At 53.2% G+C, this 18,822-nt stretch carries 18 protein-coding genes and 1 CRISPR repeat array (1 of these 19 only partly in view); of the genes, 7 read left to right on the forward strand and 11 right to left on the reverse strand.

Going from position 1 to position 18,822, the window contains the following annotated elements; genetic code table 11:
• Nucleotides 1–39 precede the first annotated feature (39 nt).
• Nucleotides 40–762 (forward strand): superoxide dismutase, encoded by a 723-nt coding sequence (locus RHJ02_RS10295; protein WP_310743007.1) that lies wholly within the window; start codon nucleotides 40–42, stop codon nucleotides 760–762.
• Here RHJ02_RS10295 and RHJ02_RS10300 read toward each other — a convergent pair.
• The 4 genes from RHJ02_RS10300 to rpsP are packed head-to-tail and all read right to left on the reverse strand — an operon-like array spanning nucleotide 707 to nucleotide 2,524.
• Nucleotides 707–1,729: a PhoH family protein gene (locus RHJ02_RS10300; protein ID WP_149819174.1), complete on the reverse strand. Its 1,023-nt coding sequence runs from the start codon at nucleotides 1,727–1,729 to the stop codon at nucleotides 707–709. The two genes, RHJ02_RS10295 and RHJ02_RS10300, sit on opposite strands and share 56 nt — an antisense overlap.
• 9 nt (nucleotides 1,730–1,738) lie before the next feature.
• Entirely contained in the window at nucleotides 1,739–1,912 is a 174-nt protein-coding gene (gene rpsU / locus RHJ02_RS10305; RefSeq protein WP_015126245.1) for a 30S ribosomal protein S21, read from the reverse strand.
• A gap of 3 nt (nucleotides 1,913–1,915) precedes the next feature.
• Complete coding sequence (locus RHJ02_RS10310) at nucleotides 1,916–2,269, reverse strand: KH domain-containing protein (RefSeq protein WP_181494762.1); 354 nt, start codon at nucleotides 2,267–2,269, stop codon at nucleotides 1,916–1,918.
• 3 nt (nucleotides 2,270–2,272) lie between these two features.
• Entirely contained in the window at nucleotides 2,273–2,524 is a 252-nt protein-coding gene (gene rpsP, locus RHJ02_RS10315; protein ID WP_149819178.1) for a 30S ribosomal protein S16, read from the reverse strand.
• Nucleotides 2,525–2,630: 106 nt separating this feature from the next.
• Here rpsP and fabD point away from each other — a divergent pair, with 106 nt between their 5' ends.
• Nucleotides 2,631–3,521, forward strand: coding sequence for an ACP S-malonyltransferase (gene fabD, locus RHJ02_RS10320; RefSeq protein WP_206200085.1), 891 nt, complete (start codon nucleotides 2,631–2,633; stop codon nucleotides 3,519–3,521).
• Entirely contained in the window at nucleotides 3,518–4,153 is a 636-nt protein-coding gene (locus RHJ02_RS10325; RefSeq protein WP_206200086.1) for a 1-acyl-sn-glycerol-3-phosphate acyltransferase, read from the forward strand. Before fabD ends, RHJ02_RS10325 begins: the two co-directional genes overlap by 4 nt.
• On the opposite strand, the gene gap is transcribed toward RHJ02_RS10325, so the two are convergent.
• The 7 genes from gap to RHJ02_RS10360 all read right to left on the reverse strand — a co-directional run bounded on the left by gap (nucleotide 4,150) and on the right by RHJ02_RS10360 (nucleotide 11,390).
• Nucleotides 4,150–5,172 (reverse strand): type I glyceraldehyde-3-phosphate dehydrogenase, encoded by a 1,023-nt coding sequence (gap, locus tag RHJ02_RS10330; protein ID WP_302678225.1) that lies wholly within the window; start codon nucleotides 5,170–5,172, stop codon nucleotides 4,150–4,152. The genes RHJ02_RS10325 and gap overlap by 4 nt on opposite strands.
• A gap of 23 nt (nucleotides 5,173–5,195) precedes the next feature.
• A complete protein-coding gene (locus RHJ02_RS10335) occupies nucleotides 5,196–5,531 on the reverse strand; it encodes a rhodanese-like domain-containing protein (RefSeq protein ID WP_206200088.1) in 336 nt (111 codons plus the stop codon).
• Between the two features lie 52 nt (nucleotides 5,532–5,583).
• Nucleotides 5,584–7,131, reverse strand: a complete 1,548-nt coding sequence (locus tag RHJ02_RS10340) for an NAD(P)H-quinone oxidoreductase subunit N (RefSeq protein ID WP_206200089.1) — start codon at nucleotides 7,129–7,131, stop codon at nucleotides 5,584–5,586.
• Between the two features lie 145 nt (nucleotides 7,132–7,276).
• Entirely contained in the window at nucleotides 7,277–8,173 is an 897-nt protein-coding gene (locus RHJ02_RS10345; RefSeq protein WP_206200090.1) for an LD-carboxypeptidase, read from the reverse strand.
• A 1-nt stretch (nucleotide 8,174) separates the two neighbouring features.
• Nucleotides 8,175–8,711 carry a DUF2808 domain-containing protein gene (locus RHJ02_RS10350; protein WP_206200091.1) on the reverse strand — a complete coding sequence of 179 codons (537 nt, stop codon included), beginning with the start codon at nucleotides 8,709–8,711 and terminating at the stop codon, nucleotides 8,175–8,177.
• A gap of 3 nt (nucleotides 8,712–8,714) precedes the next feature.
• A complete protein-coding gene (locus RHJ02_RS10355) occupies nucleotides 8,715–9,236 on the reverse strand; it encodes a transcriptional repressor (RefSeq protein WP_206200092.1) in 522 nt (173 codons plus the stop codon).
• Between the two features lie 222 nt (nucleotides 9,237–9,458).
• A complete protein-coding gene (locus RHJ02_RS10360; RefSeq protein ID WP_399372871.1) occupies nucleotides 9,459–11,390 on the reverse strand; it encodes a transglycosylase domain-containing protein in 1,932 nt (643 codons plus the stop codon).
• A 175-nt stretch (nucleotides 11,391–11,565) separates the two neighbouring features.
• Between RHJ02_RS10360 and tyrS the strand changes: the two genes are divergently transcribed.
• The 4 genes from tyrS to RHJ02_RS10380 are packed head-to-tail and all read left to right on the forward strand — an operon-like array spanning nucleotide 11,566 to nucleotide 16,653.
• Nucleotides 11,566–12,792 carry a tyrosine--tRNA ligase gene (gene tyrS / locus RHJ02_RS10365; RefSeq protein ID WP_206201686.1) on the forward strand — a complete coding sequence of 409 codons (1,227 nt, stop codon included), beginning with the start codon at nucleotides 11,566–11,568 and terminating at the stop codon, nucleotides 12,790–12,792.
• Nucleotides 12,793–12,849: 57 nt separating this feature from the next.
• The gene (locus RHJ02_RS10370; protein ID WP_149819198.1) at nucleotides 12,850–13,179 is read left to right on the forward strand and encodes a hypothetical protein; all 330 of its coding nucleotides are present in this window, start codon (nucleotides 12,850–12,852) and stop codon (nucleotides 13,177–13,179) included.
• Nucleotides 13,180–13,187: 8 nt separating this feature from the next.
• Nucleotides 13,188–15,926 carry a pitrilysin family protein gene (locus tag RHJ02_RS10375; RefSeq protein WP_310800192.1) on the forward strand — a complete coding sequence of 913 codons (2,739 nt, stop codon included), beginning with the start codon at nucleotides 13,188–13,190 and terminating at the stop codon, nucleotides 15,924–15,926.
• A gap of 4 nt (nucleotides 15,927–15,930) precedes the next feature.
• Nucleotides 15,931–16,653 carry a cytochrome c biogenesis protein CcdA gene (locus RHJ02_RS10380; protein WP_206200096.1) on the forward strand — a complete coding sequence of 241 codons (723 nt, stop codon included), beginning with the start codon at nucleotides 15,931–15,933 and terminating at the stop codon, nucleotides 16,651–16,653.
• A gap of 295 nt (nucleotides 16,654–16,948) precedes the next feature.
• Nucleotides 16,949–18,822: direct repeats of the CRISPR family, unit length 36 nt; unit sequence GTGCTGGGATTCTTTCCCAGCCGAATTAATGGAAAC; it runs 169 nt beyond the window's last position.

Here is an 18,822-nt window from a genome sequence, read left to right on the forward strand (position 1 = left end):
GGACTTAAACTATTAGCGGGAACATTTCACGTACTCGCTATGCCCCTAACCCGTCGTCAAACCCTCGGCCTCCTCGTCGGCAGTGCCGCTACACTCTGGTTGCGATCGCGCCCAGCCGTGGCTGAAGGTGAGCCGTCAGAAATTTATACGCTGCCGCCTTTGCCCTACGGCTACGATGCTCTAGAGCCAGTGATTGATGCGGAGACGATGCAGCTACACCATGACAAACACCATGCGGCCTATGTGAAGACGCTGAACAAGGCACTGACGCCCTACCGGCAATGGCAGGGGCTACCCATTGAGGATTTACTGTGCCACATTCGCCAACTACCCACCGCTATCCAACAAACCGTGCGCAACCACGGCGGCGGCCATGCCAACCATTCCCTCTTTTGGCAAAGTATGGCACCGAATGGGGGCGGTGAACCCACGGGGGAGTTGGCCACAGCAATTGCAACCACCTTTGGCTCGTTCTCAGCGTTTCAAACCCAGTTTCAGCAGGCAGGTCTGAAGCACTTTGGCAGTGGCTGGGTCTGGCTTGTGCTGACGCCCCAAGGAAATCTGGCCCTTACCACCACACTGAACCAAGATTCGCCGCTGATGCAAGGGCAAGTGCCGATCTTGGGCAATGATTTGTGGGAGCATGCCTACTACCTGACCTATCGCAACCGTCGCGATCAGTACCTAGAGGCTTGGTGGCAGGTGGTTAATTGGCCTTGGCTGAGCGATCGCTACGCCCAGATGCGCGCTCTTTTGACTTAGTAAGCAAGGCCTGCTCATGGCGATCGTAGGCATCAATAATTCGCTCGACAAGGGGATGGCGAATCACATCCCCCTTGGTTAGATAACAAAACGCGATCCCTTCGACATCTTTGAGAATTTTCGTGGCCACACTGAGGCCGGAGGTTTGATGTTCTGGTAGATCGGTTTGTGTCAAGTCCCCCGTCACCACCAAGCAGGAGTTAAAACCAATGCGGGTCAACACCATTTTCATTTGGGCAGGGGTAGTGTTCTGGGCCTCATCGAGGATGACAAAGGCATTATTGAGGGTACGCCCTCGCATATAGGCCAAGGGAGCCACTTCAATCACCCCCCGCTCCATCAGGTTACTAATTTTCTCCGGCTCCACTAGTTCGTAAAGAGCATCGTAGAGGGGACGCAAATAGGGATCAATTTTTTGCTGTAAATCTCCCGGCAAAAAGCCGAGCCGCTCCCCTGCTTCCACCGCAGGCCGTGTCAAAATCAACCGCTCATAAGTACCCGACAGTAGCGCTTGGACGGCTAGAACGGTGGCCAAGAAGGTTTTGCCGGTGCCCGCTGGCCCAATGCCAAAGGTGAGTGTGTGGCTGCGAATGGCTTGAATGTACTGGCGCTGGCGAAAGGTTTTGGCACGAATAATGTCGCCGCGACGGGTGCGAGCCAGAATATCCTGTTGCAGCTCTTGGAGGGCTTCCCGCTGCTGGGTGTCGTAGGCATGGCGGACGGTGAGAATATCTACCCCAGACACAGGACGACCCTCGCGCCAGAGGGTACCGAGGTCTTGAATCAGTTGTTGGCAGAGTTGGATTTGAGCAGGGGTACCAGTGATGTAGAGATCCCGCCCCCTTAAAACAAGGGTCGCCCCTGTTTGGGCGGCAAAGATGCGCAGGTTGGCTTCTTGCTCACCGACAAGGGCGATCGCACTCTCAGTGCTGTGGAGGTCAATCGTGAGGCTTTCCCTCGTGGTCATACCCAAGGCTTAGCGATTGCGCTTGCGGGCGGCCTCCTGTTTGCGTTTGCGGCGCAGGCTGGGTTTCTCGTAACGTTCACGCCGTTTGACTTCCGAAAGAATGCCCGCTTTTTGGATTTTTTTCTTGAATCGCCGTAGAGCGGACTCAATGGATTCGTTTTCACCTAAACGCACTTCAGACACGCGCTAACTTTGCCTCCTTGATGATGGATAAGAACGACGACGGGATCGCCGGGGGCGATCGCTCCCTTGATGATCTATTTTAGGTGTACTTTTGGCATCGTCATAGACATCTAAGTAAACCTGCTGACCGGCGGCTTGGGCAGCAGCCTGTAAAACCGCTCGAATGGCATGAAGATTGCGACCGCCACGGCCATAGACCCGTCCCTTATCCTCGCCAGCAAAGGCAAGGCGTACCCAGATGCGAGAATTGGCAGGGGAAAATTCCGCATGCAGCCGTAGGGTTTCTGGTGCTTCCATAAAGGGTTCCAGCAGGAAGCGAATCAAGGCAGCGTAATTGGGGGCAGCCGACTCAGTCATTGCCTATTTTTTGGCAGTTTCAGGGAGAAGATTCGCTTTGACAAACAGCCGCCGCACGGTATCTGTGGGTTGTGCGCCCTGCGCCAAACGCCGCTTGATAGCCTCTTCCTTAAGGCGCACTTCATCACGGATCGGATCGTAGAAGCCCAATTCTTCGAGGGCACGCCCATCGCGGCGATCCGTATTATTCATGGCCACAATCCGATAGGTGGCGTTCCGTTTTTTGCCGTAGCGTTTGAGACGCAGTTTAATCATGTCAGCCTATGGAGATAAAAGGGGCAGATTTTTATCGACAATTTTCTAGTATAACGGACATCCCAAATCGGGTAAAGTAGATTGCGGTTCGAGTTGAGCACTGCCGATGACAAAGACAGCATGGTTATTTCCCGGCCAAGGGTCGCAACATCCAGAAATGATGGCGGATTTGCTAACGGCCTATCCCCCAGCCGAGGAGCGGTGCGCACAGGCAGCGGCTATTTTGGGGTGGTCGGTCATTGAGTGCTGTGCAGGTCGTATCGGTAACTTAGATCAAACCCTCTATACCCAGCCGAGTTTGTTTCTGGTGGAGAGCTTGCTGGTGGATGCCCTCAAGGAACGGGGGGCAAAAGCGGACTTTGTTGCGGGGCATAGTCTCGGCGAATATGTTGCCCTCTATGCGGCGGAGGTTTTTGACTTTACAACAGGACTGAAGTTAGTGCAGCGGCGAGCCGAACTGATGAATGCCGCCGGGGGGGGCAAGATGGTGGCCTTGATTGGCTTTGACCGCGAGCAGTTGCAAGAGGCGATCGCCAGCACAGCCAATGTGGTTCTGGCCAATGATAACCATCCGGGGCAGGTGGTGATTTCGGGGCTGCCGGCAGCGGTGGACGCGGTGCTAGGCAAAATTAAGGTGAAGCGAGCGGTTCCCTTGAATGTGAGTGGGGCTTTTCATTCCCCGTTTATGGCGGAGGCCGCAGCCACGTTTGCCACGCTGCTGGAGGAGTACACCTTCCACGAGGCGATCTTTCCCGTTTTGAACAATGTCGAACCTGAACCGACAACAGATGCAGCGGTGATCAAGGCACGCTTGCGATCGCAGATGACCGGCTCTGTGCGGTGGGTGGACACCTGTCATGCCCTTGCGGCAGCGGGGGTGACCCAAGCCTTTGAAATTGGTCCCGGCAACGTATTGGCAGGCTTGGTTAAACGCACGACCCCAGAGATCACCGTTACCAGCATTGCCACGATCGCTAGTTTGGAGAGCCTTGGGTGAGTCGCGATCGCGAGCCGCTGATCAGTTTGCTCCTCTACCATCTTTTCAAATGGTCAGTGGTGAGTCCACTCCTGCACACCTACTTTCGCGGGCGCATCTATGGTGCCCATCAGGTACCGCTGCGAGGGCCACTGGTGGTGGTAGCCAATCATGCCAGCTACTTTGATCCACCCCTGATTTCTAACTGTGTGCGCCGACCGGTGGCTTGGATGGCCAAGGAGGAATTATTCCAGATTCCCATTTTTCGGACATTGATTCGGTGGTATGGTGCCTATCCTGTGAAGCGGGGAGCCGGCGATCGCCGCGCATTGCAGGCCGCCCTCAAAGCTCTAGAACAGGGTTGGGCAGTGGGGGTCTTTTTGGAGGGCACGCGCACGAAAGATGGGCGCATCTATGATCCGAAATTGGGGGCAGCACTCATTGCCGCCAAAGCTCAGGCGCCTCTATTGCCCGTCTGCCTTTGGGGAACCCAAGAGATTCTCAAAAAAGGTGGATTTCCCCGACCGGTTCCGATTACGGTGCGCATTGGTGCCCCCCTTCCGCCCCCGGCTTCGGGCGATCGCCCTGCCCTAGAAGCAGTCACACAGCACTGCTGCGAAGTGATCCACCGTCTCCATGACTTGGGTCGCTAGAGCAGACCATCCTTAGCGGCCATCAATTTGAGGAGATCCACCACACGGCAGGAATAGCCCCACTCATTGTCGTACCAAGCCACCACCTTAAAGAAATTGGCATTGAGTTGGATCCCGGCTGTGGCATCAAAGATACTGGAGCGACCATCGCCAATAAAATCACTGGAGACAACCGCCTCTTCGGTATAGCCGAGAATTCCCTTGAGATCCCCCTCAGCCGCTGCCTTCATTGCCGCACAAATCTCGTCATAGCTCGTGGCCTTCTCGGTTTTGAAAGTTAAATCCACCACCGACACATCGGGCGTAGGAACGCGAAAGGCCATCCCCGTCAACTTGCCCTTGAGTTCGGGCAACACCAGTGTCACCGCTTTAGCAGCGCCGGTAGAGGCGGGAATAATATTTTGGCCAGCCCCGCGGCCGCCGCGCCAATCCTTCTTACTAGGACCATCCACCGTCGGTTGGGTTGCGGTGACAGAGTGCACCGTGGTCATCAAGCCCTCAGCTAGCCCAAAGGTTTGATGTAGGATCTTCGCCACCGGTGCCAAGCAATTTGTCGTGCAACTGGCATTAGAGACAATCACATCCACCGCTGGATCAAAGGCCGCATCATTAACACCGACGACAATTGTTTTCACCTTATCGGCATCCTTGGTGGGGGCTGAAATCACCACTCGTTTCGCACCGGCCTGAAGATGCTGAGAGGCGCCATCATAGCCGGTAAATAGACCGGTGGATTCAACAATGTAGTCGGCGCCAACCGATCCCCAAGGCAGTTCTGCGGGATTGCGAATGGCCGTACAGGGAATGAACTTACCATCAATTTCAATGCCCTCTGCCGTGGCCTTGACGATCCCCGGATAGATGCCGTGGGTGGAATCGTACTTAAAGAGGTAGGCAAGGTTATCCGCAGGCACGAGATCGTTAATGCCGACAAACTGAATATTGTCGCAGGCGAGACCCGCCCGTAGCACCAAGCGGCCAATGCGGCCAAAGCCATTAATACCGACTTTCAAGGTCATGAAAACTCTCCCAAGGCAATCAACTAATAACGGGGTAGGGTTGGATCCACTGCCGCAGCATAGGCATCAATACCACCGACAATGTTTTTCACATTACGGAATCCCTGCTGAATCAACCAGTGACCCATTTGCGCCGATCGCACACCGTGGTGGCAGAGTACCAAGGTTTCCCGATCTGGATCAAAGAGCTGGCAAATTTGGGGCGACCATTGGGGAAACGCACTCAGGGGCAAAAGGGTGAAATGGGGGAGGTGAACAATCGCCCACTCCTCTGGTTCCCGCACATCAATGAGTTGCAAGGTATCCGCCTCTGTGGCTAGGCGTTGCGCCAATTCCACCACTGTGATTTGTCCTAGCATGGCTTCCCCTTGATTCTAGGGGGATAGATCGGGGATCGTACTAAAGTCATCCTTAAGATTTACCTGCCGGCGGTAGGCTTTGGTAAGCCACCTCGATCGCCGTCGGTTGATGAGCCACTTGGGGCACATCTAGTACTGCCGTATTCACCAAGTTAAAGAGGGGATTGGCCAAGATACCCGCCAAGGAGGTGGCAATCACCGTCATCACTAGACCCACCTGCAACGGACGCATGCCAAAGGTTGACCAAGAAACCTCGGGATAATTTTGCACAGCTAGGGACATTTCTTGGGGTTCCTTGACCACCATCATCTTGACAACACGAATGTAGTAGTAAATCGAGATCACACTCGTTAATAGACCCAGCAGCACCAGACCATAGGCACCGGCTTGCCAACCCGCCCAGAAGAGGTAAATTTTGCCAAAAAAGCCGGCCAAGGGAGGAATTCCGCCCAAGGAAAGCAGACAGAGGCTCAGGCCGAGGGTCAGCAACGGGTCTTTTTGATAGAGGCCGGCATACTCACTAATTTGATCGGTACCCGTGCGCAGGGAGAAGAGAATCACACAGGTAAAAGCGCCAAGGTTCATGAAGAGGTACACCAGCAGGTAAAAGAGCATACTGGCATAACCTGCCTCAGTGCCAACGACAAAACCAATCATCACAAACCCCGCCTGGCCAATGGAGGAGTAGGCCAGCATCCGCTTCATGCTGGTTTGGGCAAGGGCAACCACATTGCCAAGAATCATGCTCAGGATCGCCAACACCGTAAAGATGAGTTGCCACTGATCGGTGACACTGGGGAAGGCCAAGGTCAAAAAGCGAATGGCAAGGGCAAACCCAGCCGCTTTGGAGCCAACGGAGAGAAAGGCAACCACAGGCGTAGGGGCACCCTCATAAACATCGGGCGTCCATTGGTGAAAGGGCACTGCCGAAATTTTGAAACTAATGCCAGCAATAACAAACACTAAGGCCACCACCAGACCCAAGGATTCCCCAGAGAGAGCTTGGGCAATTTCTGGTAACTGGGTGTGCCCACCGGAGAGGCCATACAACAGTGACGATCCATAGAGGAAAATGGCAGAACTGGCCGCACCAATCAGGAGATATTTCAAGGCGGCTTCGTTGGAGCGGCTATCGCGCTTGGTGTAGCCGGTGAGCAAATAGGAGGCAATACTCAGGGTCTCTAGCGCCACAAAGATAAACACCAGTTCTTGGGCACCGGCAATGAACATGCCACCCACCGTGGCCGTCAACAGAATCGTCATAAATTCGCCGAGGGAACTGCCGGTTTGCTCAACATAGCGAATGGACATGAGAATCGTGCCCAAGGCTGAAAGGGCAATCAGTCCCCGGAAGAAGAGGCTGAGGTGATCAGAAATAAAGCTGCCAAAGAAACTGACGGTGTCGGGCTGAGTCCACAGGGGAATCATCGTGGCGATCGCTCCCCCTAAACCGACAATGGCAAAGTAGGGGGTCCAGCGATCGGCTTGGCGTCCCTGAATCAAATCTGCTAGGAGGACAACAAGCAGCGTCACAATCACGATGGTTTCCGGCAAAATGGTGCCTGCATTCAGCTGTCCGGCCAGTGTCACCAAATCCATAACTCTTTACGCGCCTTGATGGAATCCCCCATATCTTATCACCCAGATTTTCATTTCATTGTTTGCCCGCGATCGCCTTCTGCTTATGAGTGGGATTAGTTTTTACCAATCTCGGCACTGGCAGAGGTGGTATTTTGATTTTGGGTCAGAGCAATAGCCGCAAAGAGCCGCGATCGCCATCTAGCTCAGCTGCCACCCCCACCGGTAATGCAGCATTGACCCCCTCATGGCCAAAGGGCAAGTCACTGACAATGGGAAGCCCCAAATCCGCCAAGCGATCGCCCAAAACCTCAATCACGCGAAAATTGGGTTGGGTGGTGGGATCCTCACAGCGACTAAAACGACCGAGGGCAATCCCCTGAATCTGATGCAACACACCACTGCGGCGCCACTGCGTCAACATGCGGTCAATGCGATAGGGGGCTTCACCCACATCCTCTAGGGCTAAGATCACATTCTCAAAAGAAGGACAATCAGGCGTCCCCAGTAAATGAGTCGCGACTGTTAAATTCCCCACCAAAAGACGACCCTGCACCACACCGCCCCCCCAACCCGTTCCCAAGAGCGGCTCTAGGGGTTTGCCCCGCACCAGATCAAAAAGCCGCTGCTGACTCCAAAGGGGTTCTGCCGCCAGCGTGGTGAGTACTGGGCCATGGACACCGGCCACCCCTTGGTTAGCATAGCTCCACAGCAAAGCCGTAATATCCGAAAAACCAATCAGCCATTTCGGCGATACCGCTGGCCACTGCCACTGCTCCAACAGACGAGTCGCTCCAAATCCGCCCCGCCCGCAGAGAATACCCTTAATAGAATCATCTTGCAATAAGTGCCGCAGGCGATCGCGCCGCTGTTGATCGGCACCCGCAAGGTAGCCCCAGCCGGCAAAGGCCGCCTCATCGACAATCACCTCATAGCCCTGAGCTTGCCAACAGGCCACTCCCTGCCAAAAAGGTTCCCTTTGGCGGAGGACACCACTAGGAAAGGCGACGGCAAGGCGATCGCCCGGCTGAAGCGGCGGCGGTAATGTTGCAAAGACGGTCACGTTAGAAAAAATTAGAATTGCGGTAAAACTGCAAGCGCCCCGTGCCGATATTTTGACCTATGGCGCGATCTCCTCCCCGAGGAAAGGCTGTCACAGCAAAAAGATACGTCCCATCCCATTGGGGATTGCGCACAGGAGCAACCTCAACCCGCAGGTACCACCCCGGTGGCACAGGGGGATCAAAGGTCACTGTGAGCAGCGCTGAATGGCCATCAAAGGTCACCTTGCCCAAGGGAATCGGCTGGCGGGAGCGATCGCCGATAAAAACACGGGTACGTTGGGGCAAAAAGTAAATCGTCTCAATGCCGGGCAGTTGTTGAATGTCGAGCCGGGCAAGGGGTTCGCCTGCGGTGGTCGGTATCTGCACAATGAAGTTGTAGGTGGTATTCGTTAGCCACACTTGAGGATAGCGGGTATTGGCTTCAACAAAAATGGGTGGCTGATCAAAGGCCACCCGACCATCGGGAAACTCAACCCCTAGGCTCTGAGGGGGCAAAGCAGCTATGCCAACAAGGGCGATCGCGAAGGGTCGTCGCATCCCTTATTTACCCCGCGAGGGGGGTTCTGTGCCGTGGGCGATCGCGCTACTACAGACCCAGTTTTCCGGCAGGCCGGGGTAACCGCGCCGCAACGCCTCTGGACAAATGGTATAGATCGTCAGTTGGCAATCAATCAATTGCACACCATACTTCTCCGTCTGCTTCAGAGCCTGCTTGAGAATCGTATCATTGTCGAACTCCATTGTGCGGTTGCATTGCACGCACACCATGTGGTGATGGTGGTGCGGAGACATTGTATTGAGTTCGTAGTGCTTGTGTCCCTCGGCCAGTTCCAACTCCCGCAGAATACCCATCCGTGACATCAACTTCACAGTGCGATAAACGGTGGATAAACTAATGGAGTGTCCCTGTTTACGCAACTCATGGTGCAGGTCTTCAGCACTCAGGTGGTTGCCCTTAGGCAGATTCTGGAAAATATTGAGAATGGTTTCTCGCTGTGGCGTCAACCGCCAGCCCTTCTCATTCAGTTCTGCCTTTAAGGCTGCTGCTGTATAAAGTGGCATAGGAGATTCGCGTGATCTGCCGATATTTGGTTTGCATGATAGCCGACAACAAGTGTCATTTGCAACAACCACAGCTTATTGAGAATAATTACAATAGTTTTACTGAACTTTCTGCAAATGAGTTGCAACGCCCAAGCCCTATCCGATCAAATCGATCAAATCAAGTGTTAATGGGTTCAATGGCGCAGAACCCAGTTCAAAAACCAATCCCTAATTTGTTTGCTAGTTTGTTTGCCGTTGGGGCTTGGGTCGCTGGAACTTCGACATCGGGGTAAAGTCTTCGACGGGCACATCCTTGAGTGCCTGACTCATGAAATCCCGCCAAATGGGTGCCATAAAGCCACCCCCCGTTGCCCCCTGCCCGAGGGGCGCATAGTTGTCATTCCCTGCCCAAACCGCGGCTGAGAGTTGCGGCACATAACCGACAAACCAAATATCCCGCTCAGAAGAGGTGGTGCCTGTTTTCCCTGCGGCGGGTCGGCCAATGTTGGCACCTGTGCCTGTCCCACTGGTGATCACACTTTTCATCGTGTCATTGATGGCTGCGGCCGCCCAAGGATCCAGCACCAGTTTGGGGCGAGGGGTGTGATCCAAGAGCAAATTGCCATTATTATCCGTAACTTGAATAATCGTCGTGGTGGGGGATTGCCAGCCATTGTTGGCGAATGTGGCATAGGCAGCGGCCATTTCCAAGGGCGTCAGATCCACCGCCCCCAGAGGTAGAGAAACCACAGGAAGCATGGGACTGGTAATGCCAAGGGTACGGCAAATTTCAATGACGCGCTCAATACCCACCTCTTGGCCAAGAACAATGGCAGGAATATTGCGGGACATGGCCAAAGCCATACGCATAGACATCCCACCCATAAAGGAGCCATCGTAATTTCGCGGCACATACCACCCACTGCCATCGCGATACCTGACGGGCGAGTCGTTAATTCCAGAATCGGGCGTATATTTGCCACTGGCATAGGCAGCATAAAAGACAAAGGGCTTAAAGGCAGACCCCGGCTGACGCATCGCTTGGGTGGCGCGATTAAACTGACTGCGGTTGTAGTCCACACCGCCGACAAGGGCTTTGACATAGTGCGTTCGTGGATCTACCGCCGCCAAAGCCAACTGATCGGCGCGCACACCACTGCCCCGTAGGGTTTGATAGCCGCGTTGGATTGCCTCTTCGGCCATTTTTTGCACCTTGACATCAAGGCTACTTTGTACCCGCATTCCCCCACGGATGACCGCTTCACGACCAAATTGGCGGGTCAACTCCTGTAACACAGCATCGGTAATCCAAGGACTGCGACTGCGCTGGAAGGAGGTAATTTCCCCCAGCTTGATCGGTTCTTGGGCAGCAGCAGCGGCCTCCTGGGGGGTGATCCAATCCAATTCCACCATCCGATCCAGCACCAATTGCTGCCGTTCTTTGGCGAGGTCAAAATCCACAAAGGGGCTATAGGCCTCGGGCGCTTGGATAATGCCAGCCATCATGGCAGCTTCGGCAAGCGTGAGATCAGCGGCATTTTTTTTGAAGTAGCTTTGGGCGGCGGTTTGTACGCCGTAAGTGTTATGTCCCCAATAGACTTGATTGAGGTACATCTCCAAAATTTCATCTTTGCTGAAGATCTGCTCGAGGCGCATGGCCAGAACAGCCTCAGCCACTTTACGACTAATGGAGCGATCTTGAGACAAAAAGAGATTTTTCACCAATTGCATCGTCAGGGTAGAGCCACCCTGTACGGTACGCCCCGAGGTGAGGTTGACCATTAAGGCACGGGAAATACCAATGGGATTAATACCGCGATGCTGATAGAAGCTACTGTCTTCGATCGCCATCACAGCCAGCTTCAAACTGGGCGAAATTTCGCTGAGGGGAACGACTTCGCGGTTTTCTTCATCGTGAAGGCTGACAAGGAGGGTGCCCTTAGCATCGTAAATGTGCGTCGTTTCACTGGGAATGTAGCCCCGCAGCGATCGCACATCCGGCAAATTCCGAAAGCTAATCGCCAAGCCCAGCAGCCCCCCGCCGATTGCCGCACAACCAAAGGTCATCCCGACAAGGAAGGTACGGTTAGCAATTCGCAGGACCCCACGCCAGAAGTTTTCATCTTGGGGGCGGGTTTGGGAGGGGTGTTTGCCAAGGGTAGTGGTGGACACGACAGTCGCTTCCTGACGCCAATTATTTTTTGCTTCGTATATGATTTTTTTATTGGGATAAAAGTAAGGGATAGCAAGATTGCCGCGCGATCGCAATTGATTGCTATCATAGCCATCCTAGACCAGAAAATGTCCTCGCCCAAATCGAATGCCCAATCCAATGCCCAATCAAGTGATGTCTTCAGACCTTGAGGCCACAATTGCACGGCTGCAGCGCGGCGTTGTCGAAACCTTTCCCCATGTCCCTGATTCCACCAAACCCGAAGAAAATCTCTGGGTCTATTTGCGGCAAATGGAGCGCCCGCTGCGAATTAAGCTTGGCATTGATCCCACGGGCAGCGAAATTCACCTCGGTCATAGCATTGTCCTGCGCAAGTTACGCCAGTTTCAGGATGCGGGGCACTGTGCCGTGCTGATTATTGGTGACTTTACGGCTCAAATTGGCGATCCCACAGGGAAGTCGGAGGTGCGCAAACAACTCACCCCTGAGGAGGTGGCAACCAATGTGCAAACCTACCTTGAGCAAGTGAAGCCCATTTTGGATTTTGAGACCCCCGGCCGCTTAGAAATTCGCTACAACTCGGAGTGGCTCGCCAAGCTGGACTTGCGGAAAATTCTCGAGCTACTGGGAACGATGACTGTTGGCCAAATGCTGGCCAAGGAGGGGTTTGCCGAACGCTACGCCAAGGAAACGCCCATTTTTCTCCATGAGTTTCTCTATCCATTGATGCAGGGCTATGATTCAGTGGCGGTGGCGGCAGATGTGGAACTGGGGGGTACCGATCAAAAATTTAACATTGCTGTGGGTCGCGATTTACAGCGCCATTTTCGCTTGCCCACCGTGCAATTTGGTCTGCTGATGCCGATTTTGGTGGGGACGGACGGAGTACAGAAAATGTCGAAGTCCCTTGGCAACTATGTGGCGCTTACGGAGTCGGCAGCCAGTATGTACTCCAAGCTGGAGAAAATTCCCGATGCCTTGGTGAACCAATACATTGAGTTGCTCACGGATTTGCCCTTGGACAGTTTACCCACCAATCCCCGCGATCGCCAGAAGGCCTTAGCCCTAGAAGTCGTGAGTCAGTACCATGGGCGCGATCTCGCCCTGCAAACCCAAGCGGAACTAGCCGCGATCGTCACCCAAGGACAAACGGCACAGGCGGGATCGATTCCAGAGTATTCCCTTGGGGAGTTTCAGTTCCCTGTGAAGCTGACTTATGTGCTCAGTCACACCAAACTCTGCCCCAGTAGCAGCGAAGCGCGGCGACAGATCCAAGGGGGTGGGGTGCGTCTCAACGGCGAAAAAATTACGGATGTGGACTTTACCCTCACGGCACCGGAACCCTATGTGAACCAAGTGCTGCAAGTGGGTAAGAAAAAATTCCTGCGCTTTGTACCTTAGGTGGCAGTTGGCATTCTCTGCCAGAATGAAGATGAGGTGGTGCAGAGAATGTGTAGGATGAGCGAGCAGGAATTTCAAGCCAAGGTACTCAGCGAGTTGCAGGCGCTGCGTGTAGATGTGGAGAAACTCGGCACCGATGTTGAAAAACTACAAACGGATGTCGAAAAGCTCCAAACTGATGTGCACAAACTGCAAGGGGATGTGAGTGAGTTAGCCACTCAGGTGAAAAATCAAGAGTACAAGTTTGAAGTTTATCAACGGGGAACCGATGCCATGGTGCGGATGGCAACAACGATCATTATTGCGGCGGCATCCGTTGTTGTTCTGGCGAGTCTTTCCCCGGCGATTACAGCACTTGTGAGCGCGATCGCCCACCAAGGGAATTAACTACAACGATGACCCTAGGGCTGGTTCCACAATTCGTTAAGATCTCCTTATTTATTGGCTTGATGCTCTTGAGTACCAGTTTGGCTGTGATTTTTCCCCTGAACCCCGTCGCAGGACTCAGTAGTGGTGTGACCAAAACCGTTTTAGACAATGGCCTCACGGTTCTGATTAAAGAGATTCCCACCGCCCCTGTGGTGAGTTTGCAGGTGTGGTATCGCGTGGGTTCGCGCCATGAGCCCAAGGGGGAAAATGGGATTGCCCACCAACTGGAGCATTTGATGTTTAAGGGCACCAAGAGCCGTCCCGTCCAGTTTGGTCAGTTGTTTTATGCCCTTGGCAGTTCTTCCAATGCCTTTACCAGCTACGACATGACCGCCTACCACCATACGGTGCGCGCTGACCAACTAGAACCACTGCTGATTCTCGAGGCCGATCGCCTGCGCAATACCCTGATGACCCCCGATGCCCTTGAGAGTGAAAAACGGGTGGTGATCTCGGAGCTGCAAGGCTATGAAAATAGTCCTGAATATCGCCTCAGTCGTGCCGTGATGGCCGCCCTCTATCCCCATCATCCCTACGGCTTGCCAGTGGGGGGAACGGCCAGTGATGTGGAGCAGTTTACGCTGCCAGCGGTGAACAGTTTTTATCACCAGTACTATCGCCCCGATAATGCCGTTGTGGTGATTGCTGGCGATGTCCGTCCCCCAAGGGCACTGGAACTGGTCAAGAAAACCTTTGGGCAGATTCCTCGGCCAACCGACCCTCTAAAGTCTCCTTCATTACCGCCGCCAACAGCAGGTCAAGCCCAGCGAATTCGCCTCACAGAACCGGGAAGTGCGCCGCTATTACAGATTTTGGTACCCATTCCAGCGATGGCCCATCCAGATCAGGCGGCCTTGGATGTGCTGGATATGCTCCTGAGTGGCGGACGCAGTTCGTACTTGTATCAGGAATTGATGGAAACGGGTCAAGCCAGTTCGGCCTACTCCTATGTGGCCGCGTTACAGGCGGGGGGCTGGTTTGAAATTGGCGCGATCGCGGCCCCGGAGCAATCCCTTGAGACCATTGAGCAGACCATTCACCAGATTCTGAACCAGCTGGCAGAGCGTCCCTTGAGTGCCGCTGAACTGCAACGCGCCAAACAACAGCTCAAGGCCAACTTTATCCTGCGCAATCGCGACATTGATGCCCAAGCCAGTCAACTAGCCAACGATGAAACCCTGACGGGAGATTACCGCTTTAGCGATCGCCACCTTGCGGCCATTGAAAAAGTCACGGCTGCGGATGTTCAACGAGTGGTGCAGACCTACTTTGGGCGCGATCGCTGGATTGTGGGGGAATTTATTCCCAGTGAATTTGCCGATGTTGAGCTTTCAGGTCGGCCGGGTGCCCAAACCACCGCCCATAATCTTGTCGGTGAGCCTGTAGATCCGCAAACCATTGCCGCCTATTTACCCCAAGGGAGTGGGCAGGCTGCCCCTGAGGTCAAAAGCAACGGGGTGGAAACCTTTACCCTGAAAAATGGCCTGCGGGTGCTCTTACTCGTGGATCGCAGTACACCAACGATTACGCTGGCGGGGCGCATTGACGCTGGAACAGCCTACGATCTGCTGACCCAACCGGGGGTGGCCAACCTCACTGCTGCCAATCTCCTCAATGGCACGCGGCGCAAAAATGCCCTGACGTTGGCACAAACCCTTGAGGATCGCGGCATTAGCCTAGAATTCAGCGCCTTCCGCGATGGAGTGGATATTGAGGGCTATGCCTTGGCCAGTGAACTGCCCACGCTGTTGCAAACCCTTGGTGAAGTGCTTCAGGAGGCCACCTTCCCAGAGTCGGAGTTTCAGCTCAGCCGACAACGCTATCTCACGGCTCTGAGTCTTGAGGCGGATGATCCTGTGCGCTGGGGGCGCCGCGTCCTGCAAGAAACCCTCTATCCCGCCAATCATCCCCTGCATCCCTTTGCCACTCCTGAATCTGTACAAGCAATTCAACGCCCAGACCTGTTGAACTTTTATCGTGCCGCCTATACCCCCGATCACACGATTTTGACCCTCGTGGGAGATTTTGACCCTGTGGAGGTGCGATCGCGCCTCAATGAAATTTTTGGCTCGTGGCAACCCCAAACGGATCCCCTGTCCCTAACCTTTCCTGCAGTTTCACCGCCCGAGCAAACCCTCTTTAAGAATGCGGTGATTGCCGGTAAGAGCCAAGCGATTACCTATCTGGGGACGCCGGGGATCGATCGCCGCGATCCTCGCTTCTACGCAGCGATGCTGATGAATCACATCCTAGGGGGAGACACGCTGGCCAGTCGCTTGGGCACAGAGATTCGCGATCGCCAAGGGTTGACCTATGGCATCTACAGCTTCTTTAGTGCCAGTCGTCAAGCAGGGCCTTTTATCATTCAATTGCAAACTGCCCCTGAGGATACCGCCAAGGCCATTCAGGCCACCTTGCAACTTCTCAGGGATGCCCACCGCCAAGGATTCACCGCCGCCGAACTCGGAGCCGCCAAGCGCAGCCTCAGTAATACTTACCTTGTCGAATTGGCCAATGTGGATGTGGTGGCGCGGACGCTTGTAGGGAATGCCAGTGTGGATTTACCCCCAGAAGAACTCCAGCAGTTTAGCGATCGCCTGCAGCAGGTGACCTTGGATGAAGTTAATCACACTCTGCGGGATCTGATTGATCCAGAGCGACTGGTGATTGTCACTGCCGGTCCTAGTGTTTCCTTTAGCCCCTAGAACGATGGCCAGCTTAACCTTAGGACTTTACCACCTAGAACAGTGGGCCAACCAATGGGTGACGGCTCAACTGAGTGATCTCACCGTGATCAGTGTCGGTATTGTGTTTCTGGCGGGACTGCTCACAAGTCTGACTCCCTGCACCCTTTCGATGCTGCCAATTACTGTCGGGTACATCGCCGGCTACGCTACAAAGCAAAATAGCTCCGTCTTGCGCCAGTCTCTTGGGTTTGCCCTTGGCCTCGCAACCACCTTAACCCTGTTGGGGATGATTGCTGCTGTTGCTGGTCGCATCTATGGTCAGGTGGGCTGGGGGTTAACGATCGTGGTGAGCTTGGTGGCGATCGCCATGGGCTTAAATTTGCTCAATGCCTTGCCCCTGAGCTTTCCCCGCAGTCGCTTCCTAGAGGAACTGCCGGCTCGGGTTCCTGCGGGGTTGCAAGCTTATACCCTAGGGGCAACATTTGGCCTTGTGGCAGCACCCTGTAGTACGCCGGTCTTGGCAACGCTGCTGGCATGGGTGGCCACAACCCAAAAGCTAGTGGCGGGGGCTGGTCTGCTGTTGGCCTATACAACAGGGTATGTCGCGCCGCTGATTTTAGTCGGAGTATTTAGCGGTGCCTTGCAAAGGCTCTTGGCACTGCGGCAGTGGTCGAGTTGGATTACCCCTGTGAGCGGTGTGCTCCTCATTGCTTTTGGCGTCATTGCTTTAGCCATTCGTCTTTAGTGCTCAAGCCAAAGGGGCAGTGGTTGGCCGATGGCGGTAGCCATGCAAGCACCTCTGGACAAAAATATCCTCTCAGCTCGGCAATTTTCTCAAACCCAGTCTCCACAACGCTTTGAGCAATTTCTAACAGATTTGGAGGTGCTTGAATTTTCCCGAAATTCAGCTCCAGAGTGACTTTCACGTCCTGTGACCCTACGGATCTAAAAATTTTACAAAAACAAAAAAATGATCCCGTCTAGGTGCTTGAAAATGACCTGTGCTATAGTAGTCGTAGAGCACCTTCTAGGAGGGTGCCGTGCTGGGATTCTTTCCCAGCCGAATTAATGGAAACAACACGGGGGTGTTAATTGTAAAGGCTGTCAGCAGTGCTGGGATTCTTTCCCAGCCGAATTAATGGAAACTTTTAGTTCGCATAATAACATCTTCATAAGCAATATGTGCTGGGATTCTTTCCCAGCCGAATTAATGGAAACTCAACCCTAATTCATTGGAAAGCTCCCGCATTGTCTGGGTGCTGGGATTCTTTCCCAGCCGAATTAATGGAAACCCCGTAGGCGGGTTCCAAGCTTTTCAAGCTTGGATGTGCTGGGATTCTTTCCCAGCCGAATTAATGGAAACTACAAGAGCAAAATAATACAGGTAAAATACTAGAGGTGCTGGGATTCTTTCCCAGCCGAATTAATGGAAACTGTGGTGCTGGGAAGGCGCCTTTTGGTCTGAGTTTGTGCTGGGATTCTTTCCCAGCCGAATTAATGGAAACTTATCTGGGCAGAAAAAATATTCCGCTCAGAAAAAGTGCTGGGATTCTTTCCCAGCCGAATTAATGGAAACCTACAACCTGCCAAAAAGATCAACTGGAAACGTGCTGGGATTCTTTCCCAGCCGAATTAATGGAAACTTAACAAGAGAAAATTGCTGCAAGGTCATATTAAGAAAGTGCTGGGATTCTTTCCCAGCCGAATTAATGGAAACGGTTAAAATCGGAGTTTGTTGCAAACTCCATAATACAGTGCTGGGATTCTTTCCCAGCCGAATTAATGGAAACAAATTTTCAGCTCCTTTTTCTTTAACTTTTCGTATGTGCTGGGATTCTTTCCCAGCCGAATTAATGGAAACTTTTAGTCTTTCGTACATGTTCAATACATCTTCTGCGTGCTGGGATTCTTTCCCAGCCGAATTAATGGAAACTAAAGGAATGCAGGCAAAAGAAGAATTGGCAGAAGATCGTGCTGGGATTCTTTCCCAGCCGAATTAATGGAAACAGGGTAATCTGGTATGTTCCCCTCCCTAACCTTGGGTGCTGGGATTCTTTCCCAGCCGAATTAATGGAAACTGTCTAGTGGTGCAGGTATTGAGGTAAGAGCTTTGTGCTGGGATTCTTTCCCAGCCGAATTAATGGAAACTTAAGAGGAACGGGATATGAAAACCTCATACCCGAAGTGCTGGGATTCTTTCCCAGCCGAATTAATGGAAACACAGTCCAGCGCTCAGGGTAGGAGACAGCAAAAAGTGCTGGGATTCTTTCCCAGCCGAATTAATGGAAACAGTTTGCTGCTGAGCTTGCTCTGTTTGAATTGTTTCGTGTGCTGGGATTCTTTCCCAGCCGAATTAATGGAAACTCTTTTTCGATATGGGTTTGTTTTAACAACAAGTTGTGCTGGGATTCTTTCCCAGCCGAATTAATGGAAACACCACCGTAAGAGCTAACGGCTCAATTACTACGCTGTGCTGGGATTCTTTCCCAGCCGAATTAATGGAAACGTAAATCAGGGAAAGAATGGGCTAACTGAAGTACGTGCTGGGATTCTTTCCCAGCCGAATTAATGGAAACGCCAATAGTTTGTTATTCTTAGCCACCGCGTCACGGTGCTGGGATTCTTTCCCAGCCGAATTAATGGAAACAGTTTGCTGCTGAGCTTGCTCTGTTTGAATTGTTTCGTGTGCTGGGATTCTTTCCCAGCCGAATTAATGGAAACGCTTCATTAATAATGGTTTTTAATTCTGGCCAGCCGTGCTGGGATTCTTTCCCAGCCGAATTAATGGAAACAAGTAGGTTGGGATACATACTTTGAACTTGTTGATGTGCTGGGATTCTTTCCCAGCCGAATTAATGGAAACGGGCAGAACACCCGCTTCAGCAGCAGTTTCTCCCGCAGTGCTGGGATTCTT

This window comes from Thermosynechococcus sp. TG215 (assembly GCF_031583455.1).
In the GTDB taxonomy this organism is placed as follows: domain Bacteria; phylum Cyanobacteriota; class Cyanobacteriia; order Thermosynechococcales; family Thermosynechococcaceae; genus Thermosynechococcus.